At 64.3% G+C, this 24,310-nt stretch carries 20 protein-coding genes, 1 tRNA gene and 1 pseudogene; 9 read left to right on the top strand and 13 right to left on the bottom strand.

Annotated elements, in window-relative coordinates; genetic code table 11:
• Nucleotides 1-71 precede the first annotated feature (71 nt).
• The 4 genes from aspS to H7F16_RS14445 all read right to left on the bottom strand — a co-directional run bounded on the left by aspS (nt 72) and on the right by H7F16_RS14445 (nt 4,008).
• Nucleotides 72-1,853, bottom strand: a complete 1,782-nt coding sequence (gene aspS, locus H7F16_RS14460; RefSeq protein ID WP_185798329.1) for an aspartate--tRNA ligase — start codon at nt 1,851-1,853, stop codon at nt 72-74.
• A gap of 215 nt (nt 1,854-2,068) precedes the next feature.
• Complete coding sequence (locus tag H7F16_RS14455) at nt 2,069-2,545, bottom strand: DUF2948 family protein (protein WP_185798328.1); 477 nt, start codon at nt 2,543-2,545, stop codon at nt 2,069-2,071.
• On the bottom strand, nt 2,545-3,816 hold the full coding sequence (gene murA, locus H7F16_RS14450) for a UDP-N-acetylglucosamine 1-carboxyvinyltransferase (protein WP_185798327.1): 1,272 nt from the start codon (nt 3,814-3,816) through the stop codon (nt 2,545-2,547). Before murA ends, H7F16_RS14455 begins: the two co-directional genes overlap by 1 nt.
• A gap of 12 nt (nt 3,817-3,828) precedes the next feature.
• Nucleotides 3,829-4,008 carry a hypothetical protein gene (locus H7F16_RS14445; protein WP_185798326.1) on the bottom strand — a complete coding sequence of 60 codons (180 nt, stop codon included), beginning with the start codon at nt 4,006-4,008 and terminating at the stop codon, nt 3,829-3,831.
• Between the two features lie 256 nt (nt 4,009-4,264).
• On the opposite strand from H7F16_RS14445, the gene H7F16_RS14440 reads away from it, so the two are divergent.
• A tRNA-Thr gene (locus H7F16_RS14440) sits at nt 4,265-4,339 on the top strand.
• A 332-nt stretch (nt 4,340-4,671) separates the two neighbouring features.
• Here the strand turns inward: H7F16_RS14440 and H7F16_RS14435 are convergent.
• Nucleotides 4,672-4,878 (bottom strand): annotated as a pseudogene (locus H7F16_RS14435) (transposase); the annotation flags it as partial.
• A gap of 299 nt (nt 4,879-5,177) precedes the next feature.
• Between H7F16_RS14435 and H7F16_RS14430 the strand changes: the two are divergent.
• From H7F16_RS14430 to H7F16_RS14395, 8 genes are all read left to right on the top strand, one after another.
• Complete coding sequence (locus tag H7F16_RS14430; protein ID WP_185798325.1) at nt 5,178-6,230, top strand: 2,5-dihydroxypyridine 5,6-dioxygenase NicX family protein; 1,053 nt, start codon at nt 5,178-5,180, stop codon at nt 6,228-6,230.
• Complete coding sequence (locus H7F16_RS14425) at nt 6,227-7,567, top strand: acyl-CoA dehydrogenase family protein (RefSeq protein WP_185798324.1); 1,341 nt, start codon at nt 6,227-6,229, stop codon at nt 7,565-7,567. The genes H7F16_RS14430 and H7F16_RS14425 overlap by 4 nt, the downstream gene beginning before the upstream one ends.
• Before the next feature lie 4 nt (nt 7,568-7,571).
• A complete protein-coding gene (locus H7F16_RS14420; protein ID WP_185798323.1) occupies nt 7,572-8,861 on the top strand; it encodes an alpha/beta fold hydrolase in 1,290 nt (429 codons plus the stop codon).
• Entirely contained in the window at nt 8,858-9,538 is a 681-nt protein-coding gene (locus H7F16_RS14415) for a TetR/AcrR family transcriptional regulator (RefSeq protein ID WP_185798322.1), read from the top strand. The genes H7F16_RS14420 and H7F16_RS14415 overlap by 4 nt, the downstream gene beginning before the upstream one ends.
• Nucleotides 9,535-10,875, top strand: a complete 1,341-nt coding sequence (locus H7F16_RS14410; RefSeq protein WP_185798321.1) for a glutamine synthetase family protein — start codon at nt 9,535-9,537, stop codon at nt 10,873-10,875. The genes H7F16_RS14415 and H7F16_RS14410 overlap by 4 nt, the downstream gene beginning before the upstream one ends.
• A 5-nt stretch (nt 10,876-10,880) precedes the next feature.
• On the top strand, nt 10,881-11,393 hold the full coding sequence (locus H7F16_RS14405; RefSeq protein ID WP_185798320.1) for a flavin reductase family protein: 513 nt from the start codon (nt 10,881-10,883) through the stop codon (nt 11,391-11,393).
• Between the two features lie 92 nt (nt 11,394-11,485).
• Nucleotides 11,486-12,931 carry an APC family permease gene (locus H7F16_RS14400; RefSeq protein WP_185798319.1) on the top strand — a complete coding sequence of 482 codons (1,446 nt, stop codon included), beginning with the start codon at nt 11,486-11,488 and terminating at the stop codon, nt 12,929-12,931.
• A gap of 68 nt (nt 12,932-12,999) precedes the next feature.
• Entirely contained in the window at nt 13,000-14,625 is a 1,626-nt protein-coding gene (locus tag H7F16_RS14395) for an AMP-binding protein (RefSeq protein WP_185798318.1), read from the top strand.
• Nucleotides 14,626-15,175: 550 nt separating this feature from the next.
• Here H7F16_RS14395 and H7F16_RS14390 read toward each other — a convergent pair.
• The 8 genes from H7F16_RS14390 to H7F16_RS14355 all read right to left on the bottom strand — a co-directional run bounded on the left by H7F16_RS14390 (nt 15,176) and on the right by H7F16_RS14355 (nt 24,309).
• Nucleotides 15,176-15,568 (bottom strand): GtrA family protein, encoded by a 393-nt coding sequence (locus tag H7F16_RS14390; protein WP_185798317.1) that lies wholly within the window; start codon nt 15,566-15,568, stop codon nt 15,176-15,178.
• Nucleotides 15,569-15,643: 75 nt separating this feature from the next.
• Nucleotides 15,644-16,939, bottom strand: a complete 1,296-nt coding sequence (locus H7F16_RS14385) for an NAD(P)/FAD-dependent oxidoreductase (RefSeq protein WP_185798316.1) — start codon at nt 16,937-16,939, stop codon at nt 15,644-15,646.
• Between the two features lies 1 nt (nt 16,940).
• On the bottom strand, nt 16,941-17,876 hold the full coding sequence (locus H7F16_RS14380) for an NAD-dependent epimerase/dehydratase family protein (RefSeq protein ID WP_185798315.1): 936 nt from the start codon (nt 17,874-17,876) through the stop codon (nt 16,941-16,943).
• Between the two features lie 45 nt (nt 17,877-17,921).
• Nucleotides 17,922-18,659, bottom strand: coding sequence for an SDR family NAD(P)-dependent oxidoreductase (locus tag H7F16_RS14375; RefSeq protein ID WP_185798314.1), 738 nt, complete (start codon nt 18,657-18,659; stop codon nt 17,922-17,924).
• Nucleotides 18,660-19,982, bottom strand: a complete 1,323-nt coding sequence (locus H7F16_RS14370; RefSeq protein WP_185798313.1) for an FAD-binding oxidoreductase — start codon at nt 19,980-19,982, stop codon at nt 18,660-18,662.
• Nucleotides 19,982-21,397 (bottom strand): UbiA family prenyltransferase, encoded by a 1,416-nt coding sequence (locus tag H7F16_RS14365; protein ID WP_185798312.1) that lies wholly within the window; start codon nt 21,395-21,397, stop codon nt 19,982-19,984. The genes H7F16_RS14370 and H7F16_RS14365 overlap by 1 nt, the downstream gene beginning before the upstream one ends.
• A gap of 132 nt (nt 21,398-21,529) precedes the next feature.
• Nucleotides 21,530-23,353 carry an ArnT family glycosyltransferase gene (locus tag H7F16_RS14360; RefSeq protein ID WP_185798311.1) on the bottom strand — a complete coding sequence of 608 codons (1,824 nt, stop codon included), beginning with the start codon at nt 23,351-23,353 and terminating at the stop codon, nt 21,530-21,532.
• A 275-nt stretch (nt 23,354-23,628) separates the two neighbouring features.
• Nucleotides 23,629-24,309 (bottom strand): TetR/AcrR family transcriptional regulator, encoded by a 681-nt coding sequence (locus H7F16_RS14355; protein ID WP_185798310.1) that lies wholly within the window; start codon nt 24,307-24,309, stop codon nt 23,629-23,631.
• Nucleotide 24,310 lies beyond the last annotated feature (1 nt).

The raw sequence follows: 24,310 nt of genomic DNA, 5'->3' as shown, positions 1-24,310 counted from the left end.
AGGGGCGCGCCGTGCGGTGAAAATGAAAAGGGGGGCCAAAGCCCCCCCGTCCGATACGTCCGAACGCCGCTTCACTGGTCCTTCGGCACGACCCGCAGCCGCAATTCGCGCAGCTGCTCGTTCAAAGGCTCGCTCGGCGCGCCCATCAGCAGGTCCTCGGCGCGCTGGTTCATCGGGAACATGATGACCTCGCGGATGTTCTGCTCGTCGGCCAGCAGCATCACGGCGCGGTCGATTCCCATCGCGCAGCCCCCGTGCGGCGGTGCGCCGTATTTGAACGCCTTGACCATGCCGCCAAAACGCTTGTCCACCTCGGAGTTCGGATAGCCCGCCAGCTCGAAGGCCTTGTACATGATCTCGGGCTTGTGGTTGCGGATGCCGCCCGAAATCAGTTCGTAGCCGTTGCAGGCAAGGTCGTACTGGTAAGCGTAGACTTTCAGCGGATCGCCCATCAGCGCCTCCATCCCGCCCTGCGGCATGGAGAAGGGGTTGTGGGAGAAGTCGATTTTCCCGTCGTCGGTCTTTTCGTACATCGGGAAATCGACGATCCACGCAAAGCGGAAGGTATCCGTCTCGCACAGGCCAAGCTCGCGCCCGATCTCGTTGCGCGCGCGGCCTGCCACGCTTTCGAACTGCTCGGGCTTGCCGCCAAGGAAAAAGGCCGCATCGCCAAGGCCCAGACCAAGCTGGGTGCGGATCGCTTCGGTGCGCTCGGGGCCGATGTTCTTGGCAAGCGGGCCGGCGGCTTCCATGCCCGAGCCATCCTCGGCCTCGCGCCAGAAGATGTAGCCCATGCCCGGCAGGCCCTCTTTCTGGGCAAAGGCGTTCATGCGGTCGCAGAACTTGCGGCTGCCGCCCGTGGGTGCGGGGATGGCGCGAACCTCGGTGCCTTCGTTTTCCAGCAGCTTGGCGAAAACCGCAAAGCCCGACCCGCGGAAATGTTCGGACACGATCTGCATCTTGATCGGGTTGCGCAGGTCCGGCTTGTCGCTGCCATACCACAGGAGCGAGTCGCGATAGGCGATACGCGGCCACTGCGCGTCGACCTTGCGGCCATTGCCGAATTCCTCGAACACGCCCTGAATCACCGGCTGGACGGCGGCGAAGATGTCTTCCTGCTCGACAAAGCTCATCTCGACATCGAGCTGGTAGAAGTCGGTGGGCGAACGGTCGGCGCGCGGGTCCTCGTCACGGAAGCAGGGGGCGATCTGGAAATAGCGGTCGAAGCCCGACACCATGATCAGCTGCTTGAACTGCTGCGGCGCCTGCGGCAGGGCGTAGAACTTGCCCGGATGCAGACGCGACGGCACGAGGAAGTCGCGCGCGCCTTCGGGGCTCGAGGCGGTGATGATCGGCGTCTGGAATTCGTTGAACCCCTGATCCCACATGCGGTTGCGAAGCGAGCGCACGACATTCGAGCGCAGCATCATGTTGCGGTGCAGTTTCTCGCGGCGCAGGTCGAGGAAGCGGTAGGTCAGGCGCGTTTCCTCGGGATAGTCCACCTCGCCGAAGACGGGCATCGGCAATTCCTCGGACGCGCCAAGCACGGTCAGGCCGGTGGCGTAGACCTCGACCTCGCCTGTCGGGATCTTGGGGTTCACCAGCGCGGCATCGCGGGCCTTGACGCGCCCGTCGATGCGGATGACCCATTCGGCGCGGACCTTCTCGATCTCGGCAAAGGCGGGGCTGTCGCTGTCGGCCAGCACCTGGGTGATGCCGTAGTGGTCGCGCAGGTCGATGAACAGCACGCCGCCGTGGTCGCGCACGCGATGGACCCAGCCCGAAAGACGGACCGTCTGGCCCACATGGGCGGTGTTGAGGTCGGCGCAGGTATGGCTGCGATAGGCGTGCATGGATGATCCCCTTTGCGAGGCGAAAACGTGGTCGCCGCCGATACACCCTTTGACAGGGGCGAAGTCAAGCCGAAGGCAAGCCTCGGGCCATGAATTCCGGCGCGAAGACCGCCGGACCTGCACAGGCACCGCCCTGCGCTGCTTCAGCCTTGCGCAAATACTCTCGGGGGGATGAATTGGCCGGAACGGCCAAGAAGGGGGGCGGAAAGCCCCCCTTAGTCTTCGTGCCGCGGCACCTTGCCCGAAGGGGCAAGATAGGGGCGCGTCACATCCTGCAAGGCGACGTCCAGCGCCTCGACCTCGAGTGCCACGGCACCGTCACCCGCAAGAACAAGCGTCAGGCGGCCCGTTCCATCCTCGCCCGCGGCCCAGTCGAGCGACAGGAGCGACAGCACGAGATCCTTGTCGCCACGGTCAAAGCCCAGCGAACGCACGGCTTGCACATCCTCGACGACAAGCAGTGTGCGCACCCGTTCATAGCCGCGCCCCGCCGTTTCGGCGGCCTTGCGGTCCTCCCAGCGGAAGCGGTTCAGCAAGAGGGCGAAGCGATGCCGTTTCGCCTGCCATGCCATGTCGGCGGCGGAAAAGACCGCATCCTGCACCAGCGCCGAGATGACGGACAGATCCTCCGGCCCCTCGGCCCGAAGGCGCAGCGGGGTTTCGTCGCCATCCTCGAAGCGTGCATCTGCCATCAGTTGCCCTTGATCCGTTCGATCTTGGCCCCGCAGGCCGAAAGCTTTTCCTCGACCCGTTCATATCCACGGTCAAGGTGGTAGACGCGGTTCACCAGCGTTTCCCCCTCGGCAGCCAATCCGGCAAGGATCAGGCTGACGCTGGCGCGCAGGTCGGTCGCCATGACCGGCGCCCCTTTCAGCTTGGACACGCCCGTCACCTTGGCCGTGCCGCCGTGAACGTCGATCTTCGCGCCCATGCGGATCAGCTCGGGGGCATGCATGAAACGGTTCTCGAAAATCTTCTCTTCCAGCACGGAAACCCCGTCAGCGGTGCAAAGCAGCGCCATCATCTGCGCCTGAAGATCGGTCGGGAAGCCGGGGAAAGGTTCGGTCGTCACGTTCACCGCCTTGACCCGCCCGTTCCTGCGCGAGACTTTCAGCCCCCGCGCGGTTTCCGTGACCGAAATGCCGGATTCGTCCAGCTTCTCGGCAAAGGCGCCGACAAGATCGATGCGCCCGCCAAGAAGTTCAACCTCGCCCCCGCAAATCGCCGGAACCAGCATATAGGTTCCCAGCTCGATACGGTCGGTCACCACGGGATGGGTCGCGCCGTGCAGGCGGTCTACCCCCTGGATGGTGATGGTCGACGTTCCCTCGCCCTCGATCTGGGCGCCCATCTTTTGCAGGCAGCGCGCAAGATCGACGATTTCAGGCTCGCGCGCGGCGTTCTTTATGACGGTCGTGCCTTTGGCAAGCGTGGCCGCCATCAGCGCATTCTCGGTGGCCCCGACCGAGACGAAGGGGAATTCGACGACAGCACCCTTCAGCCGCCCGCCGGGGGCTTTGGCATGGACATAGCCGTCGCGCAGGTCAAGCTCGGCCCCCATCGCCTCGAAGGCTTTCAGGTGCAGGTCCACCGGCCGTGCCCCGATGGCGCATCCGCCCGGAAGCGAAACGACCGCATGGCCGTCCCGCGCCAGCATCGGCCCGAGGACGAGGATCGAGGCCCGCATCTTGCGGACGATGTCGTAATCGGCCGTGTGGTTCGAGATCGTATGCGAGGACATGGCCAGCACCAGACCGTCCTGCAGGCTTGCCACCTCGGCACCCAGCGATTGCAGAAGCTGCGTCATGGTGCGGATGTCCGACAGGCGCGGCGCGTTGGTCAGGGTGAGCGGCTCTTCCGACAGAAGCGTCGCGGGCATCAGCGTCAGACAGGCATTCTTGGCCCCCGCGATCGGGATCACCCCGTTCAACGCGCCATTGCCCTTGACCAAAATCGAATCCATTGCCGCCTGTCCCTACTCGGTCCCAATTTCACCGTCACGGACGGCCCCGTCCCCTGCCCCCTTGGCCCGCGCCTGCGCCTTGCGCCGCGCCATATTGGCCTTGAGCGCGGCCTTGAGCCGGTCCTGCCGCGTCGGTTTTGCGGCCGGACGCGCGGGCTTTGCGGGCTTTGCATCGTCGGGTTTCGGGTTCATGTCCTCCCTCTATACGAAGGTGCAAAGCGGGTCCAGATTGCATGGCCCGCAGCCCGCTTGTCCCGGCTAAGGCACCCGCGGGGCGCAAACCGACCGCCCCCTGCCCCGCCTCCAGTCTCGCCCCCTGAGCCGCGCCAACCCTGCCAGACCCCGCCTGCGAAGGCCGCAGGAAATCGGGTCGGTTTTTCTCTTGCACCCGTTTTCGATTACGTCTAATCACCCGCCACGCCAGCGGGCCACCAGCCACGGCACCGGCGCTGCAGTAGCTCAGTGGTAGAGCACTCCCTTGGTAAGGGAGAGGTCGAGAGTTCAATCCTCTCTTGCAGCACCATTTCCCATATTCAACATCTTGATATTGCTGGTCTTTCGGCTTCTGAGCTTCGACCAGTCCCCCACATATGATTTGTAGGCTACCGGCGTGAACGAACTGCGTACCAGAACCAGGAAGCGCACCCACACGTCATAACAGCCGATCGTTCATAGGCCGCAAACGAATACATCTGACCAAGCCTGGCGCAGGTCTGGCAGACGCGCCAAACTGAGGTGCCCCTAGATTTGTAGACGCTTTGCCCCCCAATTTTGAGGCTAGGAGGCCGACATGGGGACGAGCAATTGCAGCGACGAGTTCAAGCGGGACGCAGTGCATCAGATCACGGTGCGAGGATAGCCGATCAGCAGCATGCGGATCATCAGTTCAGGGTCGACCGACGGCCTGCCAGTAGTGCTGTAGAACGGGGCCAAATGCTGACGGATGCCGCCGAGGTCGACAAAGCGGTCAATCGCGCGGGTCAGGGGATCCTGCGGGACATGATCCTCAAGCGAGAACTCGTAGAACAGCGCGCCTTGTGCGACCTGCCACGATCCCATCATGCCAGCACCTCGCGGTCATGACAGGAAGTGAACCAGCAGCAAAACCGGCCCGCAAGAGAGTTTTGCAACACGATCGGCAGAGGGCGGACAGTCGCACTCCATTTGTCGCGAAAGTCTTGTTCCTGCACGACCGTGCGTTTCCGTGTCGCACTCGCCGGTCCTTAATTTGAACTTGGCGCAAGGCAAGTATCTGATTTTGATTGCAAAAAAAATTCGTTGACAGAATGCCGTCGAAACGAAAACCTTAACTACAGAGTTAAGAATTCGCACAAGCGAATCGTTCACACAGGGATGTTCCGATGCTTCAAGAGCGCATCGAAGGCAAATGGCTTGCCGCCTTTCGGCGTGTCTTCACGCTGAACGGGATCGGCGCGGGAACGCGGATCGCGATCCTGTCCGAGACGCAATCGCGGCCGGTGCTGGTGCATCTGTGCGAACTTTCGGCTTATGACCTCGGCGCGGAATTCTGCATGATCCAGATGCCGACCCCGCCGCAGGCCGCGCCCGTTCCGGTCAAATCGACGGGCACGAGTTGGGCCATCGCCGGAAACCGCGCCGTGATCGAGGCCCTCAAGCTGGTCGATGTGATCGTCGATTGCACGGTCGAAGGCATAATCCACGCCCCCGAATGGCCCGAGATCGAAGAGGCGGGGCGCACGCGGCTTCTGGTCATCACCAACGAACATCCTGAAATCCTCGAACGGACCGAGCCGAAGGCCGAGGACAACGTCAGACTCCAGATCGGCATCCAGATGCTGCGCGAAGCGTCCGAGATGCGGGTGACATCCAAGGCCGGAACCGACCTGACGGTCGATCTGCGCGGCGCGCCCTGCGGCGGGACGGCAGGCTTCGGCACCACGCCGGGCGCGGTGGCACATTGGCCGGGCGGCCTTTGCCTTGCCTTCCCCGGCAAGGATGCTGTGAACGGGCGGATCGTGATGGACGTGGGCGACATGAACCTGACGTTCAAGACCTTCCTGACCAGCCGCATCGACTTCACCATCGAGAACGATTTCGTCACGAAGATCGGCGGCGACGGCATCGATGCCCTGCACTTGCGCGAATACATGGAGGCGTGGGCCGACCGGAACGCCTTTGGCATGTCCCATGTCGGCTGGGGCATGAACCACGGCGCGAAATGGGTTTCGGCCACCATGTATGACAAGCGCGACATGCAGGCGGTCGAGTTCCGCGCCATTGCGGGTTCGTTCCTGTGGTCGACCGGAGCAAACCAGTATGCAGGCCGCTACACACTCGGCCATTTCGACCTTCCGATGCGGAATTGCACCATAGCCCTCGACGGGCGCGTCGTCGTGAAAGACGGCGTTTTGCAGGGAAAGCTTGCCCCATGAACGTCCAGACCCCCGTCACCGCGATGCCCGTGAGCGCGCCTGCGGATTACTACGATATGTCCCGCGTGCGGCCAGAGGTGGCGACGGCGATGGCGAAGATCAACGAAATGGGGCCGGTCTTTGCCGCCCGCGCCAAGGCTGTGGATGACGAGGCGTCCTTCCCCACGGCAAACTATCGCGATCTGGCCGAAGCGGGTTTCCTTGGCCTGTCCATCCCCGAGGAATTCGGCGGCTGGGGCTTTTCCATGGGCGAATACGCCATGGTCGGGGCCGAAATCGCCAAGTATTGCGGGGCGACCGCGCTGACCTTCAACATGCACAATTCGTCAATGGCATGGTCGCGCTTCATGTATGACATGCCGAACCTGACGCCCGAGGAAAAGGCCGAATTTTTCCCCCTGCGGGCGCGGCAGTTCACCCGCGCGATGAAGGAACGGGCGATCTATTCGCAGCCGATTTCGGAAGGCGGTCAGAACTGGACGTCGAAGCCCAACCAGACCCAGTGCCGCGCCGTCGAAGGTGGCTGGCGGATCAACGGCTTCAAGAAATTCGCGTCTCTGGCGGGCTATTGCGATTATTACACCATCGTCTGCACCGAGGTGTTCGAAGGAGTGGAGCCGCGACACGAGGACACGATGCTGTTCGTGGTCCACAAGAACTCGGTCGGTTTGACGGTGAAGGGCGAGTGGGACCCGCTCGGGATGCGTGGCACCAACAGCCGCGACCTGATCCTGAAGGATGTCTTCGTCACAAAGGATGATCTTCTGATGCCGCGTGGCATCTTCGGCAAGACGCTGCCCAACTGGCCGCACATGATGGCGACACTGTCGCCCACCTATATGGGCGTGGCGCAGGGGGCCTATGATTTCACCATTGCCTACCTCAAGGGGCAGGTTCCCGGTCAGCCGCCCATCGACCGGCGGATGTATGCCACGAAGCGGGTGGCGGTCAGCAAGATGTATGCCCGTCTCGCCAACATGCGGGCGCTGTGGTGGCAGGCGTTTTCCGAAGCCAAGGGCATGCCCACGAAGGCCGAGGTGATGCGCATGTATGCCGCGCAATACAACGTGATGGAAGGCGCGCAAGAGATGACGGCGCTCGCCATCCGCACCTGTGGCGGGCAGTCGATGCTGAAGTCCCTTCCTCTCGAGCGGATGTATCGCGACAGCCGCTGCGGGGCGTTGATGCTGCCATACACCTCGGAAATCATGGAAGACTACATCGGCGTTCTGGCCCTTTACGAGATGAACGAGCTTGATACCGCGCCGGGTGACGAAGGGGGTGCGCGCAATTCGCTCTGGCGCGGCGACTCGGGCAGCCTCAAGGGACTTCGCTAAGCCGATGCCGCGCGACAGCGTTCAGGTCCACGGGCACGTTTCGGCTGACGCCTCGGCGGTCTGGTCGGTGCTGCGCGACTTTTGCGCCCCGTGGCACCCCTGGATCGCCTCGATGCGGGAAGAGCGCGACCTGCGCGGCAGCCTGATCCGGGCCTTTACGGTCAAGGGCGAAGCGACCCTTTACCGCGAGCAGCGCACCTACCTGTCCGATAGCGACCACGTGATGGCCTATACCCATCTGGAAGGTATCGCGGGGGCGCAATCCTATGATGCGCGGGTCACGGTCACACCGTCGGAAAGCGGCGGTTGCACCGTGCTCTGGACCGCGCAGATCGAAGCTCCGGCAGCGCGGCTGCGCGACATCTGCGATGGCACGCGGGCGGTCTATCAGGCCGGAATCGACGCCCTGCGCGGCGCCTCCGCCCCCGTGGGCGGAACCACGGCACCCCGCCCTGCCCCCGTCCCCGTCACCACCCGCCTGATCGACGACCTGCCACGCCTCGCCGTGTCTGTCACGCCGGAACTTGGCGACGGTCGCCTTTGCCTCTTCCTGCACGGGATCGGCGGCGGGCGCACGAACTGGGCGGCGCAACTCGGCGCTGCGGGCCATCACATCCGCTCGGCGGCGATGGACCTGCGCGGCTATGGCGACAGCACGCTCGGCCCGCGCCAGTCGAGCGTTGACGACTACTGCGCAGACATCCTCCGCGTGGCCGAGGTTCTGGGTGCCCGCCGCCTTGTGCTCGTCGGCCTGTCCTACGGATCGTGGATCGCCACGTCCTTTGCCATGCGTTACCCCGAAATGCTCGACGGGCTGGTCCTGTCGGGCGGCTGCACCGGCATGTCCGAAGCGGGACCGGAGGAGCGCGAAGCCTTCCGCGTCAGCCGCGAGGTGCCGCTGAACGCAGGCCAATCCCCTGCCGATTTCGCACCTGCCGTGGTCAAGGTGCTGGCCGGACCCAGCGCGTCGGAACGCGTGCGTCAGGACTTGCTCGCGTCGATGTCGGCAATCCCCGTCCCGACCTATCGCGACGCGCTTCTCTGCTTCACCAACCCCGTCGAACGCTTCGATTTCAGCCGTCTCGACATGCCCGTGCTGATGATGACCGGCGAACATGACCGGCTGGCCCCGCCGTCCGAAATCCGCAGTGTCGCGGGTCGCATCTGGGACAGCGCCAAGCGGCCCGATGTGCGGTTCGAGGTGATCGCCGATGCAGGCCATGTCTGCAATGTCGAACAGCCGGACAGCTATAGCGACCGCCTCTGCACCTTTCTTGCGGGGCTTGCAAAATGACCGCCCCCTCGCGCCGCGAACAGAACCGGATGGATCGGACGCGGCGTATCCTCGACGGCGCGCTGCGCGTCTTTGCGCAGGCGGGCTATTCCGGCACGACGATGGATGCGGTGGCCGCTGCGGCGGGCCTGTCGAAACCCACCCTCTACCAATACTTCCCCAGCAAGGAAGACCTGTTCCAAGCCATGATGCTTGGCCTGCGCGACAAGATGATGGCCGTCTTCGACCATCCCTCGCCAAAGGGCATGGTGCATGACCTGCACGCCTTCGCCTGGGATTATGCCGATGCGGTGATGCAGCCAGAGATGCTGTCGCTCGCCCGTCTGATCATCGGCGAGGTGCAGCGCTTCCCCGAGATCGGTCGCGCCTATCAGGCAAGCGGGCCGGATCGGCTGCTTGCGGGGATCATGGCCTATCTGGAATTGCAGCGCGCCGCAGGCAGACTTGCCTTCGACGATGCCGAACTCGCCGCGCAGGATCTGTGGGGTCTCATCCTCTCCGCCCCGCGAACGCAGGCGCTCTACCAGCCCGATACGGTGCCCAACCGGCACGACCTTGCCCGATACGTCACGAACGGTCTGCGCGTCTTCCTGCGCGCCTATTCGACCTCGCCGGAAGACGACCTTTTACAGCTAGAGGCGCTTGCAAGCGCCCGAACGACAGGGGACGAAGAATGAAGCTGGAAGACTACATCGCCGATCCGGCAAGCCGGTTCGCCACGGTGGTCATGGCCGACACGAACGGTTTGCTGCGCGGGCAGATGGTCTCGGTCTCAAGCCTGAAAGGCATCGCGAAGAACGGCATGGGCATGGCCCCGGCCCAGCTTTCGCTCGACCCGACCGATGTGTTGCAAACCATTCCCGGCGTGAATGACGAGACGGGTGATTTCCACGACGATCCGCTGCAACTCGACCCCGCCACGGTGCGCCGCCTGCCGTGGTCGAAGCCGGGGCATGATCTGTTGGTCCTGTCCAACTTCACCGGCGAATCCGCCAAGATGTGCCCCCGCTCGATCCTTAAATCCGTCCTCGCCCGCGCGTCCGAGGCGGGGTTCTTTCCGAAATACGGGATGGAACTGGAATACACCCTCTTCGACGAAACGCCCGAAAGCGCAAAGTCCAAGGGCTACCGGAACCTGAAGCCCGCCACACAGCACGCCAGCCACGACCTGACGATCTATCAGGCGCTTCAGACCGAATGGTATGAAGCCATCTCGGACATGTGCGAACCCCTCCGCATCGACCTTGCCAAGATGCACGAGGAAATCGGTGCGGGTTTCATGGAGGCCTGCATTGGCGCGGGCGAGGGAACCGAGCCTGCCGACCAACTGGTCCTTCTGAAGAACTTCATCCGCGCTCTGGCCTTGCGGCAGGGCAAATCGGTCACCTTCATGCCACGCTGGAACGAACAGGCCGACAGCCAGTCGATCCACTTGCATGTCAGCCTCAAAGACAAGGCGGGCAAGCCGCTTTTCTACGATCCTGCCGGACGCAACGGCGTCAGCCAGACCTTCCTGCACTTCCTCGGCGGTTTGCAGAAATACATCGGCGACATGACGCTGATCTTCCAACCGACGGTGAACAGCTACCGCCGCTTCGCACCGGGCACCTTTGCCCCGCCGGGCCTGACATGGGGATACGAGAACCGCACCACCTGCTTCCGCCTTGTCGGCCATGATGCGGGCAGCCTGCGGGTCGAGAACCGCCTGCCCGGTGCCGACACCAACCCCTACCTGACCGCCGCCGCCACCATCGCCGCAGGTGTTGCGGGCATCATCGAAGGGGTCGAACCCGACCCCGAAACCCTCGGCTCGGGCTATGCCCAGACCCCGCCGCGCGATTTCGCCCGCTCGATGCCCGAAGCAATCGAGCGTCTGCGCGGATCGGACTTCGCCAAGGACTGGCTCGGCCCCCGCTTCGTCGAAGCCTTCACCGCCACACGCGAAGGCCAATATAACGAATTCCGCCGCAAGGTTCCCGATGTGGAACTCGAACGCTTCTTCGATCTCGGGTGACCGCAATGGAGGACCTTCGCGCCCGTTTTCTGGAAGGCATGAGCCGCGCTGCCACCTTCGTCGCCGTCGCCACCACTGATGGAGAAGGCGGGCGGGCGGGGGTGACCATCTCGTCCCTCACATCGGTTTCTGCCGATGGCGACCAGCCGTCGCTTCTGGCCTGCATCCACCATCTCAGCCCCGCTACATCCGCGATCCTGAAGAACCGCGCCTTTTGCGCCAACCTTCTGGCCGAAGACCAGCAGGAGGTGTCGAACCTCTTCGCCGGACGCGCCGGAACAGACCACGCCACCCGCTTCGACCGCGCAGATTGGCAGGCGGGAGAGATAGGCCAGCCGATGCTGGCAGGTGCCACCGCCGTCTTCGAATGCCGTCTGGCCACGGCCCTGCTCTGGGAGACACATCACATCATCGTCGGGCGGGTCCATTCCGTCCGGCTGTCGGACAGTCCGACGGCGCTGCTTTATGGGCAGCGCGCCTATCGGCGGGCGGTCCACCTGCCTGAAGCAAAGACCTGACCGACGAACCCCATCCATCGGACCCGCAAGAGGCCGAGGTAAACCGGGACGAACCGCGCAGAACGGGCGTCCGACCAACAGAGGGAAGTGTAATGACGCAAATAACAGGGGACGGGGCGAACGAACTTCGCCGGAATTCACTGGGGCTGCTTGCAGTCACCTTCATGGTCATATCGGCCGCAGCACCCCTGACGGGCGTTGCGGGAGCTGTGCCCATTGCATTCCTGCTCGGCAACGGAACGGGCGTGCCAGCCACGTTCCTGTTCATGACGCTGGTCATGCTCGCCTTCGCGGCAGGCTATGTCGCCATGTCGCGCCATGTGCGCAACGCGGGCGCCTTCTACGCCTATGCAGCACGCGGCCTTGGCGGACGCTGGGCGGGTGCGACCGCCTTCACGGCCCTTGCCGCCTATAACGCCATGCAATTCGGCCTGATCGGGCTTCTGGGCGGCATAGCGTCGGGCGTGTTCGCAGGCTTCGGCATCGACCTGCCATGGTGGGCGTGGAGCCTGATCGCCGTGCTGCTGGTAGGAGTCCTGGGCTATCGGCAAGTGGACCTTTCCGCGCGCGTCCTCGTCCTGCTCGTTGCCCTCGAATACCTGATCGTGCTGCTCGTCGATTTCGCCATCCTCGCCAAGGGCGGCGCGGCAGACGCAGGCGGTCTCTCGGTCAACATCTTCGACACGGGCGCGATTTTCTCGGGCTCGCTCACCGCCGCGATCCTGTTCTGCCTCGGATCGTTCATCGGCATCGAAGCGACCACCATATATGCCGAGGAAGCGCGCGATGCCGACCGCACGATCCCCCGCGCGACCTATCTGTCGGTCCTGCTCATCGGCATCTTCTTTGTATTCACCACATGGCTGATGATCGCCGGTGTCGGTGCGGCAAACCTGATCCCGACGATCGGCGGCCTTGCCGACCCGACCGAATTCTTCTTCGTGCTGGCCGATACCTATGTCGGCGGACCCGTGCCGCCGATAGCGGGGCTGCTGCTCGTCTCGAGCCTCTTCGCCGCCCTCTCGGCCTTCCATAACTACATCGCCCGCTACAGCTATGTCGCCGGACGCGAGGGACTGCTGCCCGCCGCCTTCGGCCGCACGCATGACACCCATTCCAGCCCGCATATCGGTTCGGTCGTGCAGACCATCGGTGCCTTGGTCGTGCTTGCCGTCTTCGCGGGCCTCGGTCTCGATCCCGTGCTGAACATGTTCACATGGATCAGCCAGATCGGCACCCTAGGTGTTCTTGGCATGATGACCGTAACCTCGCTTTCGGTGATCATGTTCTTCCGCCGTCAGGGTGGCCCAGCCCTGACGACGCTGGTGCTGCCCGCCCTGTCCGGGCTGATCATGGCGGTGCTGTTCGTCTACATCTTCATCAATTTCGGCGACCTGACCGGCACGGCTGGCGGCGGCCTGCGCTGGATCTTCCCGTCGCTGATTCCGCTCGCCGCGGTGATCGGCTGGCTGGCAGCCGTCCGGCTTGAAAAGACCGATCCGGCCAGCTTCGCCCGCATGGGCCAGAACCGCACCTGACCGACACAGGGGGGGGCGAGACATCGCCCCCCCACCCCTTGTCTCAATCCGAAAAAACAGGGCAGACCATGTCGATCGAAACGCTCGGACCGTCCGGTCACAGCGACGCTTTCACGCGCGCGAACCTTCCGCCAAGCCATCTTTGGCCCGAACTGAAATGCGGACAGTTCGACTATCCCGAATGGCTGAATGCCGGTGTCGAACTGTCCGACCGCATGGTGGAACGCGGCTTCGGTGACCGCGTGGCACTGATCGGCAATGGCCGTGTGCGGACCTACAAGGAAATGACCGACTGGTCCAACCGCATCGCCCATGCGCTGGTCGGGGATTACGGCGTGAAGCCCGGCAACCGCGTGCTCATCCGCTCGGCCAACAATCCGGCCATGGTGGCCTGCTGGCTGGCCGCGACCAAGGCAGGGGCGGTGGTGGTCAACACCATGCCCATGCTCCGCGCGGGCGAATTGACGAAGATCATCGACAAGGCCGAGATCTCGCACGCCCTCTGCGATACACGGCTGATGGAGGAACTGGTCGCCTGCCAAAAGGAAAGCAGCTTCCTGAAAACCGTCATCGGCTTCGACGGAACGGCCAACCACGATGCGGAACTGGACCGCATCGCGCTGCAAAAACCCGTCCGCTTCACTCCGCCCCCGACGGGGCGGGACGACGTGGCGCTGTTGGGTTTCACCTCGGGCACGACGGGCGAGCCGAAGGCCACGATGCATTTCCACCGCGATCTTCTCATCATCGCGGACGGTTACGCCAAGGAAGTGCTGGGCGTGACCCCAGAGGATGTCTTCGTCGGCTCTCCGCCGCTCGCCTTTACCTTCGGCCTCGGCGGGCTTGCCATCTTCCCGCTCCGCTTCGGGGCTGCCGCGGCGCTGCTGGAACAGGCCAGCCCCCCGAACATGATCGAGCTTATCCAGGAACATCGCGCCACGGTCTGTTTCACCGCGCCGACCGCCTATCGCATGATGCTCAAGGCGATGGACGAAGGCGCCGACCTGTCATCGCTCCGCGCCGCCGTAAGCGCGGGCGAAACACTTCCCGCGCCAGTCTACGACGAATGGATCGCCAAGACCGGCAAGCCGATGCTCGACGGGATCGGCGCGACCGAGATGCTGCATATCTTCATCACCAACCGCTTCGACGACCACAGCCCCGGCTGCACCGGTCGCCCTGTCACAGGATACGAAGCCCGCATCGTCGGCCCCGACATGACCGAACTCCCCCGCGGCGAGGTCGGACGCCTTGCCGTGCGCGGCCCAACGGGCTGCCGCTACATGGCAGATGACCGGCAGGCGAAATACGTGCGCGACGGCTGGAACCTGACGGGCGACAGTTTCTGGCAGGACGAAGACGGTCGCTTCCATTTCGCCGCCAGATCGGACGATATGATCATCAGCGCGGGCTACAACATCGCCGGACCCGAGGTGGAGGCGGCGCTCCTGTCGCATCCGGCGGTGCTGGAATGCGCCGTGATCGGCGCGGCGGATGAAGACCGCGGCCAGATCGTCGAGGCCCATGTCGTTCTGGCACCCGGCCACGCGCGCGACGCGCAGACGGTCAAACTGCTACAGGACCACGTCAAGGCGATCATTGCCCCCTACAAATACCCGCGGCGCGTGGTATTCACCGAGGCGCTCCCAAAGACCCAGACAGGAAAAATCCAGCGGTTCCGGTTACGGATGTGAGGAGACTGCGGCCCCTTGCATGCAAAGAGCTGAGACCGCTTGGCACAGCATTTTGGCCGACCTGCGATCAGTTTCCGTTCCCGCAAGCGACCTGAACGCCATCCCACGAAGTACTTCTAGGGTTAGATCGTCTCGTTCCACCTGAAAAGTATTCTGTATCCGGAAGCCGAATGTCTGGCCCCGCGGTCTTCCTAATTGTTAGGGGATGCGTTTAAGGGCGTGGCGAACAGATGTGATCTGATCCCCGCAAACTGGACCGTTTGAGGTTGGAGTTTTCCGCTACGCTTTTCTGGCTGGGAGAGGAGCGGAATCGGATGAAGGCGAGCAATTTCTCGGATGCGCAGAAGGCGTTCACGCTGGATAAAAGTCGGGGGCAACGTCAATTCATTTGTCAAATAGGGCACATTTCCCCCGGCGGCGCGGGGCGGGGGCTGCGTGACGCGCCCGGTTTCGGGGGGAAACCTGTGGCCGGGCGGCGGGGCGGGTGGCTGGCGAGGGGGCGCGGGCGGTCCGCGATCTGCGAACAGGGCGTGTCGGGTTGGTGGCGCCCCTATGAACTGGTCGGAAAGCTGAAATTCTTGTGCAGGAAATAGCTTGTCACGACAGGACTCGCGACGCCTGCAAGATGGGCGATGGTTTCGGCGTGCCATTGAAAGCCGACTGCGGGAAACAGGTACCTCGCAAGGCCGACACTGATCAGCCAGACCTGCACCAAGGCAACCGCGTTGACCAGAGCGAAGCGCATGAACTGGGATGCGGGAGAAATATCCGACGCCGTAAAGACGAAATGCCGGTTCATGAGGAAAGCGAATGTCATCGCCACGAGAAAGGCGATCACAACGGCCACCTCGAAGGACAGGAACGCGCCAAGCAGGATGCGCGCAACGACATTGACCAGCGCCGCCGCGCCGCCGACCAGAAGAAAGATGCGGAAATTGCCCATCCTAGCTTGCCTGCCGCTGCGGCATCGCCAGCCAGCCCCGGATATCCGGCCCGCGCCCCTTCATACCACCCCCCGTCATGCCACCACCCGCCGCGCCAAGGCGCGGCCGAACTTGGTGCTTTCGGAAATGCCGCGATCCTCGGGGTAGTAATAGGAGGTGTCGGCCACCCATAGGCCCGCGACCGGCAAGTCGACGGGCGGCAGCGTTTCCAGAAATCCCGTGCCGCAGACCGGCTGCGCGAAACGATAGCGCGAGGCGCGGATGTCGAGGATGTCGTCCTCATGCAAAGCCGGGTTGATGCGGCGGAGGTAGCGGCTGACCTTGGCCGTAAAGACCTCGTCGCTGTCGCGGTATTTCGGATGGTCGGGCGGCATGTAGAAGGGCACATAGACCACATGCCCGTCCAGCGGGCGCAGGTTGGTATATTCGACGATGCCCGGAATATCCATGTCGGGGTCGTTCACGTTCAGCCAGAAATTCGCCGTTACCGGCCGCTTCAGGCGCGCGATGACGCAGACCACGGCAAGGTTGCGCTGGGACCTGAATTTCGCCAGCACCGCGGCGGGCAGGTCGGGGATCATGGGCGCGACATAGGGCAGCGGCACGGTGCTGACCACGTGATCGAAAGCCGCGACCCCATCGACGGTTTCCACCCCCTGAACGCGCCCGGCCTCTATAACCACGCGCTTTACCGGCGTTTTCAGATGGAACACTCCGCCCCCTGCCTCGATCCGGCGGCGGATGGCATCCAGATAGGTTGCCGACCCCCCTTCGAGATAGCCGAGTTTCTCGCGCATCAGCGAATAGCGCGAGGTGCCGACACGCCGGATGCGCGCCCAGATCCACGCCGCCGAGACGCTGTCGGCCAGATCGTAGAACTTGTAATCCATCAGCGGGCGCCAAAGCTTGTCATAGGCCTTGGCCCCGATCCAGCTTCGCAGCCAGCCGGTCGCGGAAATGCGGTCGAGCGCGCGCCAGTCCCTGCGCTTGATCGACAGGAAGGCATGGCTGGCAAGGCGGAATTTCGACAGCCAGCCGATTCCGCGAAAGCGCAGCAGGGCGACGGGGTTGCCCCAGGGCTGCACCTTGCCGTCGATGTAATAGCCCATGCGCGTCTCGCGCCAGACCATCTTGTCGGCGATGCCAAGCTCGGCCAGCAGGGTTTCGAAATCATGGTCCGAGGTGGCGTGGAAATGGTAGAAGCGTTCGATATCAAGCCCGCCGAAATCGAAGGTCACCGCCATGCCGCCCACGCGGTCGGCCGCTTCGTAGATGACGGGGTGGTGGCCGTCGCAGACCAGCTGATAGGCGACGGCAAGGCCCATCGGCCCCGCTCCGATCACCGCGACCCGTTTTGCCTGTGTTTCCATGTCAAAAATCCAAGACGACGCCGGAGTAGAGCGGATGGCGGAAGGTCTGTTCCATCGCCTCGGCCAGCGGCGTGGGTGTCACGCCGAAGATCGCGGGCCAATCGATCACTTCGAACTCGTCCCCCGCGACCAGAGCGTCGAGTTGCTGCGCGGTAAAGGGCGGGTTGCGGTCAAAGATCGCCCAGACCGACAAGAGAACCTTGAACAGTCCGAACGGGATGCAGAGGAACGGCGTTTTCTGCCGCGTCGCCGAGCGCACCGCCCGCAAGAGATCGATATAGGTCACGCGTTCGAATCCCGTGATGCCGTAGATGCCCTGCGGCTGGCCCTTGGACAGGACCGAGGCGATGATTTCGGAAAAATCACCCGCATAGAGGGGCTGGCGGATGTAGCCCCCGTCACCGGGGATTGGAAAGACCGGCACCTTGGCCATGAAACGGGACAGCCAGCCAAGGTGCTTGCGGTCGAACCAGCCGAACATGAGGGTCGGGCGCAGGATCGTCGCGTCGATCCCGCTTTTGACCACGATCTCTTCCTGCAAGGTCTTGGACCTTGTGTAGAAATCATCCGCCACCGACCGCACGACCGAAGAAGAGACATGCACGAGTTGCGGCACCGAGGCGCGTTTCATCGCCGCGAGGATGCGTTCGGTTGCGACGATGTTGTTGGCGTGGAAATCCTCGGCCCGCAGCCCGCCGATCTGGGCTTGCAGCATCACGACCGCCTGCGCGCCGCTGAAGGCCTCTTCCCAGTCGCCCGGCTGCGAGAGGTCGGCGTTGATCACCGTGACATCGGGGTGCAATTTTCCGAGAATGGCAAGGTTGCCCGCATGTTTGTCGATCACGACCAGATCGCCAAAGCCCCGCGCCTTGAGCCGTGGCACGAGGTTTTGGCCCACCAGCCCCGCCCCGCCGGGAAGAACCACCTTACCTGTCATTCCGGATCGGGCCTTTGTGCAAAAGGTCAGTCAGAGCGTGGCGCATCAGATATCCAGCCTGTTGAAGACGAAGCGGGGCATATGGCGCAGAACCGCCATGATGATCCGCCATTTCGCCGGAGCGTAGATGACGGGGCTTCCCTTTTCGATGCCCGCAACGACAAGCGCGGCCACCTCGGCCACGGGGGCAAGTTTTGCGGGCGGCAGGTGGCGCGTCATGGCGGTTGCGGTCGGGCCGGGCTTCACGATCACGGGGATCACGGGGCCGGCGGGAAAGCGGTGCTGCATCCCCTCGACATAGGTGGCAAGCAGGCTTTTGGCCGCGCCATAGGCATAGTTCGTCTTGCGCCCGCGATCCCCCGCGACCGATCCGATCACCGCGATGCGGCAGGTCCGGTTGCCCGCCGCGCGGGCGAAAGCCTCGGCCCAAAGCACAGGTGCGACGGCGTTGAGGTGCAGGCTTTCGGCAAGCGCCCGCGTGTCGGCCTGCAATCCTGCCTGCCCGGGCAAGGCGCCGAATGCGATCAGGACGACCCCCGCGTCGGCAAAGCGGGACGCAGTCGCATCGACCGTTTCGGGATCGGCCAAATCTGCCGTCACCACATCGACCTGCGCCGCAGGGTCGCGCACCCGAAGGTCTGCCGCGATGGCCGCAAGCCCCTCGGACGAGCGGCCCAGCAGCGCGAAATCCGCGCCCCCCCTCTCGGCCCAAAGGCGCGCGCAGGCCTCGGCTATGCCCGAGGTTCCGCCCACGATCACGATCCGGCGTCGAAGTTCAGCCATTCACCACCCCATCAAGCGACAAGACATGGCCGTCGAGATCGACGGATCACGCCATTTCAGAAATTCGTCCAGACGCGGATAGCCACGGCGGAACATACCGGCCGGCATCCTTGCGTCCTTGGCCGGGTAAAGCCTGCCCCCCGCCGCCAGCACGATGGTGTCGAGCTTCTGGAACAGCCGCTCGGTCGCGTCCCCCCGGTTCGGGAAATCCATCGCCAGCGTCACACCCGGCATCGCAAAGCCCATCATCCCCGGTCCGGCCCTGTCGCCAAGCAGCTTGAGCACCATGAGGAACGACCCTTGCCGCGCCCCGGCAATGGCGGCGAGCATCTCGGCGGTCGCCGCTTCGGCACCCTGCCAAGGGATGACGGATTGATACTGGTAAAACCCGCGCCTGCCATAAAGCCGGTTCCAGTTCGCCACGGCGTCGAGCGGGTAGAAATAGCGCCACATGTCCGTCACGCCCGCCCCCGCCTTGCGCTTCTGCGCGGCCAGATAGACGCTGTTGAACAGCCGCAGCGTCAGCGGATTGACGGCCGAGACAGGCAGCGCGAATGGCACCGAAAGGCGTGCCGCAGGCGCGGTCACGGGGGACGAGGATACGGGGGCGCCCGGCTGGCTGTGGTTGGCGCTGAAATAGACCCCCTCGGGCGCATCGGCCCTTGTGCAGTCAAGCCATCCGACCCCGTATTCCCAAAGCGGCTCGCGGCTTCGCGCGATGTTGAAAAAGGCGGGCAGCCCGCTGAAGGGCACCGTCTCGGTCGCCATCCAGCCGCTGTCCACCCGCCGCAGCGCCACGCCCACCCGCAGGATGATACCCGTAAGCCCCATCCCGCCAATGGTCGCGGCGAAAAGTTCGGGGTTCTCTTGCGCCGAACAGGTGACGACGCCCGCGTCGCTGCGCCAGAGGTCGAGGCGCGTGACATGGCACCCGAAACTTCCCGCCTGTCCGTGGTTCTTGCCATGCACATCATTGGCCACGGCACCGCCAAGCGTGACGAACTGCGTTCCCGGCGTGACCGGAAGCACCCAGCCCTGCGGCAACAGGTTGCGCTGGATGGTGCCAAGAAGCACCCCCGCTTCGGCCCACAGAACCCCGCTTTCGGGATCGAAGGACAGGAACCGGTCAAGCCCCCGCGCATCCAGCGCCAGCGCGGCGGGGTTCAGCCCGGCATCGCCATAGCTGCGCCCGTTCGCGCAGGCGAAAATCTTTTCGGCCGGAAATGCCGCGCCGTCGCGCGGGACGGGCACCACGCGATGCGGGTCTGCCGTCAACCGGCCCCAGCCTTGCAGGATGGTCTTTTGCTCTTGCGCCTGCCCCATCAGAAGATATGCGCCCCGACCAGAAACACCGCGAAGAACAGCGCCACGGCCACCAGACTGTTCCTGTCGCGCAACGAATGCAGCACGGGGTCATGCCCCATATGGCCGCGCATCGCCTGCAACCACATGTGGCTGATCCAGTAGCCGAGGATCGGGATTGCCACGACCATCACATAGGGCGAGGCATAGAAGCGCAGCGCCTGATCGCTGAACAGGTAAAGCGCAAGGATCACGAGCGAGGAATAGGCCGCCCCGATGCCAAGCGCCAGCACAAGCGTCAGATCGCGCGGCCCGTATCCCCGCCCCGCCACCATCTGCCGCCGCCGCGCCGCGGGCACCGATGACAGTTCGGTGTAGCGTTTCAGGTAGGCCAGCGACAGGAACAGGAACAGGCTGAACATCAAAAGCCACGGCGACAGCGCATTGCCGATCACCACGGCTCCGGCGATCACCCGCAGCGTGTAAAGCCCCGCAAGGCAGATCGCATCGACCAGAACCGCCTTTTTGAGCCAGAGCGAATAGACCAAGGTCACCGCCATGTAGATGACCATCACCGCCATGAAGACCGGACTGACCACATAGGCCAGCGACAGGCCCAGCCAGACCCCGAAAGGCACGACAAAGGCGGCCTGCCTGACAGGGATCAGCCCCGCCGCGACCGGACGCTCGCGCTTGCGGGCGTGTTGGCGGTCGGCCTCGAGGTCGATCAGATCGTTCAGCACATAGGTCGAGGAGGCGACGATCCCGAAGGCAAGGAAGGCCACGAGCAGCCAGCCGACCGCCACCGGATCGGATGCCCGCTGCGCCGCGAGAAGGGGCGCGAAGAGAAGGAGGTTCTTGGCCCATTGGTAAAGGCGCAACTGCCGCACCCAATCGGCAAGCCCCGCCTTGGGTGCAAGCGAAACCTGCACCACCCTGCGCGCGCCCTGCACGCGGGGTGCAAGCGTGCCGTCGCGGCTGTGGACCAGTGCGGTGCGCGCCTGCGCCCAGACCGGCAGATCATGCGCCGAAGTGCCGAGATAGTCGAACCCGCCTTCGCCGAACATCGCGACCAGCCGCGCCGCGCGGTCCCCCTGCCCCTTCGCAGGGGGCGGCGTCTCGATCACGCCGTCGATGCATCCCAGCCATTCGGCCGCCGCATGCGCCGCGCGGCCGCTACCCGTGGTGCAAAGCAGCACCCTGCGCCCTTCGGCACGCGCCTGCCGGATCAGGTCGAGCACGGGTTCCGCAACCGGCATCCCGCCACGGGTTGCGGGCGGTTCGGGCGTCTGCTCACGCCCTGCGAGGGCCCTGTAAACGGCGACCGAGGGGCCACGGACGAAGGCACGGAAGAAAGCCTCGTGCCGGATATTCACAAAGACGCCGGTCGCGTCGAAATCGACGACCAGAGGGCAATCGGCGGAAAGAGAGGTCATCGCACCGTTCAATGGGAACCTCTGGGCAAGCCTTTGGTCACGCCGCACAAAAACCGGACCGCAGCAGGACGGGCCGGCGCAGGACGGGCCTGCAAGGAAGCGTGCAACGGTTTCGGGGCTTGCGGCAAGGTGTTAATCAACCCTCAGGCGATGGGTGAAGCGACAGGCGCGATAGGCCCCATCCACCAGTTGCACCAGACGCAGCCGGTATTCCCCCGCGTCGATCCCCCCCGGCAGCAGACGCGAAAAGCCAAGATCGACCCCGTCGTTGACGCCGAGTTTCCGGTTCGCCGCAAGATCCGGCACCCGCAGCGTGTCGAGGATCAGGGGCGTTTGCCCTTGCGCTTCGAGGGAGACGAAGAGTGCTTCGGGGGCCGCCCCTTCGACGGGCGCTGTCCAGCCCGACAGGATCAGCGTCCGGACGCCGCCCCTGTCTTCCACCACCGCCTTTTCGATGGCGCCGGTGCAGTCCCCTTCGGTCACAAGGTCGGGTGCGGAACGTGCCGGAACCGCGATGTCGCAGCCCGCGGTCTCGCCGATCTTCCAGCCATCGCGTGGCGGTGCGGCGACCAGCTGGCGGATCGTGGGCTTGGGCGCGCAGGTCAGGACCGCGCCAAGCGTGCCCTCGCCGACGAAAGCCTCGGGCGTGCTGACAGAGCGGTCGAATTCGGCGAACCAGTCGGGCACGGTGAAGGAGCGGCGTTGCGACAGATAGGAAAAGGTCGAACTCCACCCGTTGCCAAAGGCGACGAAGGTGCCGTCGCCGGGCAGTTCCCGCGCAAGCACACGCGCCACCGCGACATCGCGATCGTCGGGGCCGAAGGCCATTTGCACCAGCGGCAACTGTTTGGTCAGAAAGATCACCGCATTGGTTCCGGCGGCACCCAGGACCAGCACCAGCGCAAGGGCCATGCGGCGCGGCCTTGCAAGCATCTGTGACGCCGAAACGGCCATGACCGCAAAAAGGAAGATCAGACAGGAGGTCTGGTAATAGTCATGCACGAGGTGCAAGTTCGTGAACATGAACAGCGGCAGGACCGCCATCGCGAAACCCGCCTGCATCGCCGCCCGCGCCCTTGGCGCGGTGGGTCCGACAAAGGCGCAGGCAAGCAGGATCAGGCCGAAGAGCGAGCCGAGATTGCCGACGATGATGCGCATCCCGACCAGACCGATCCAGAACTCGGGCGAGAGGCGCTGCACCACGGTGCCCCAGTTCCACCCCGAAAGCGCCGAGGAGGTCAAAGCCTGTCCCAAGGGATTAAGGGTCTTGATATGGTCGGTGTATTGCGCCCAGCCGACCCCGACGACCAGCGGAACGGCAAAGCAGGCCGCGATGAAGCCCAACTCTGCAACGCGTGGCGGCGCACCCTTGCGCCAGGCGCGCAAGCGGAAGATCGCCGCGACAAGGCCAAGAACCACCCAGACCGGCAGCCCCGTGGTGATCTTCTGCAACAGGGCAAGCGTCATGGCCAGGGCAAAGGCGACAAGATCGCGCCGCCGCCCGTCGCCCAGAAGATAGTCAAGGAAAAAGCCGATCCCGACCAGCGCGAAGAACAGCGCCGCCGTCTCGATCATCACGCTGCGGCCCCAGAAAAGATATTGCGGCGAGGTGAAGAGCAGCGTGACAAAGATCAGGAAGGCCGCAGGCCCGAGGTCGAGCCGCCGGTTGATCCGCCACGCCACGGGCAGGCAGGCCAGCAGGAAGGCGTAGCTGAGGCCGCGACCCGCAACCTCGATCGAAAGGCCGAATACCTTGCCGAGCAGCGCGACGATGGCCTGATACAGCGGAAACTCGAAGGGTATCGCCCAAGGCGCGCCGCCGACCGGCGTTTCATAGGCCAGTCGGAACCCTGTCTTTTCGAACCACAGGGCGGTGATTGCCGTCTGCGTCTGGCGGAAGGCATGCGCCTCGAGCGGCAACTGCGCCGCATAGGCGATGGCGATGTAAAGAGACATGAGAACCGCAAGCGATGCCGATGCGCCAAGAAGAACCTTCGGCCAGCCCAAGGTCCGAACCGGATCGGAAGGAAGGTCCCGCATCAAAATCATCTCGCTCATACGCATGCGCACTGCACCGGCACCCGGCCCGCCCGCATTCCGGCGCAGCGCGCCGGAGCGGTGCGCATGGCCCGGCCACCCGCTTACCGGGCAATGGTTATATGGCCCGCCTCGATTGTGAACGGCCTATTTTCAACCTTCCCGAACTATCGCGGGCATGATGCGACGAAGCCTCAGCCCTGTTCCGCGCGGGATGCACCGGTGCGGGCGGGCGCGCTGTCCTGTCCTGCCTGTCGGGCCTGCGTGGTGAAAGGGCCGTTGCCCTGCGCCAGATAGGGGGACAGCAGAGCCCAGCAGGCCGTACGGGCGGCGGCTTCGGGAAGCAGGTCAGGATCGATGCAGCGCTGTACGCCAAGCCCGTCGACGAGGCAGATGAAGGCCGAGGCGACGGTATCGGCGTCGATGTCCGCACCGGGCGGGGCCGCATCGCGCAGCGCGGCCGCGATAGTGTCGCGGTACTCGCCGTAGCGCGCGCGATGTTCGGCCCGCAGGACGGGATTGTTAGCGATCTCGCCCCACAAGGTCAGCCAGACATTCAGCACATCGCGGCTGAAGAGCGCCGGAGAGACAAGCGCCTCGACCAGCGCCTCGAGCGGGGTAAGGCCGGGACAGGGGGCAGAGATCCCGGCGATCCATTCGCCATACATGCGGCTGTAGACCGCGACCAGAAGCCCGTCCATCGACCCGAAGTGATGCGTGATCAGGCCGCGCGACACGCCGGCCTCTGCCACGATCTTGTCGACCGTAAAGTCGCGGATGCCGCCGCGCGCCATGCAGATGCGGGCGGCATCTTCCAGAAGCGCCCGTCTGTCCTTGGCGGACAGGCGGGCTTTCTTGCGGGTCTGGTCGTTCAAG

The sequence above is a fragment of the Paragemmobacter straminiformis genome (assembly GCF_014243445.1).
GTDB lineage: Bacteria > Pseudomonadota > Alphaproteobacteria > Rhodobacterales > Rhodobacteraceae > Paragemmobacter > Paragemmobacter straminiformis.
Note: the sequence above shows the minus strand (reverse complement) of the source record. Positions and strands in the feature narration are given on the sequence as shown.

Bases quoted from the DNA above. Each gene is read 5' to 3' on its own strand.
- aspS (WP_185798329.1), bottom strand. From the start codon at position 1,853: ATGCACGCCTATCGCAGCCATACCTGCGCCGACCTCAACACCGCCCAT.
- H7F16_RS14455 (WP_185798328.1), bottom strand. From the start codon at position 2,545: ATGGCAGATGCACGCTTCGAGGATGGCGACGAAACCCCGCTGCGCCTT.
- murA (WP_185798327.1), bottom strand. From the start codon at position 3,816: ATGGATTCGATTTTGGTCAAGGGCAATGGCGCGTTGAACGGGGTGATC.
- H7F16_RS14445 (WP_185798326.1), bottom strand. From the start codon at position 4,008: ATGAACCCGAAACCCGACGATGCAAAGCCCGCAAAGCCCGCGCGTCCG.
- H7F16_RS14430 (WP_185798325.1), top strand. From the start codon at position 5,178: ATGCTTCAAGAGCGCATCGAAGGCAAATGGCTTGCCGCCTTTCGGCGT.
- H7F16_RS14425 (WP_185798324.1), top strand. From the start codon at position 6,227: ATGAACGTCCAGACCCCCGTCACCGCGATGCCCGTGAGCGCGCCTGCG.
- H7F16_RS14420 (WP_185798323.1), top strand. From the start codon at position 7,572: ATGCCGCGCGACAGCGTTCAGGTCCACGGGCACGTTTCGGCTGACGCC.
- H7F16_RS14415 (WP_185798322.1), top strand. From the start codon at position 8,858: ATGACCGCCCCCTCGCGCCGCGAACAGAACCGGATGGATCGGACGCGG.
- H7F16_RS14410 (WP_185798321.1), top strand. From the start codon at position 9,535: ATGAAGCTGGAAGACTACATCGCCGATCCGGCAAGCCGGTTCGCCACG.
- H7F16_RS14405 (WP_185798320.1), top strand. From the start codon at position 10,881: ATGGAGGACCTTCGCGCCCGTTTTCTGGAAGGCATGAGCCGCGCTGCC.
- H7F16_RS14400 (WP_185798319.1), top strand. From the start codon at position 11,486: ATGACGCAAATAACAGGGGACGGGGCGAACGAACTTCGCCGGAATTCA.
- H7F16_RS14395 (WP_185798318.1), top strand. From the start codon at position 13,000: ATGTCGATCGAAACGCTCGGACCGTCCGGTCACAGCGACGCTTTCACG.
- H7F16_RS14390 (WP_185798317.1), bottom strand. From the start codon at position 15,568: ATGGGCAATTTCCGCATCTTTCTTCTGGTCGGCGGCGCGGCGGCGCTG.
- H7F16_RS14385 (WP_185798316.1), bottom strand. From the start codon at position 16,939: ATGGAAACACAGGCAAAACGGGTCGCGGTGATCGGAGCGGGGCCGATG.
- H7F16_RS14380 (WP_185798315.1), bottom strand. From the start codon at position 17,876: ATGACAGGTAAGGTGGTTCTTCCCGGCGGGGCGGGGCTGGTGGGCCAA.
- H7F16_RS14375 (WP_185798314.1), bottom strand. From the start codon at position 18,659: ATGGCTGAACTTCGACGCCGGATCGTGATCGTGGGCGGAACCTCGGGC.
- H7F16_RS14370 (WP_185798313.1), bottom strand. From the start codon at position 19,982: ATGGGGCAGGCGCAAGAGCAAAAGACCATCCTGCAAGGCTGGGGCCGG.
- H7F16_RS14365 (WP_185798312.1), bottom strand. From the start codon at position 21,397: ATGACCTCTCTTTCCGCCGATTGCCCTCTGGTCGTCGATTTCGACGCG.
- H7F16_RS14360 (WP_185798311.1), bottom strand. From the start codon at position 23,353: ATGTCTCTTTACATCGCCATCGCCTATGCGGCGCAGTTGCCGCTCGAG.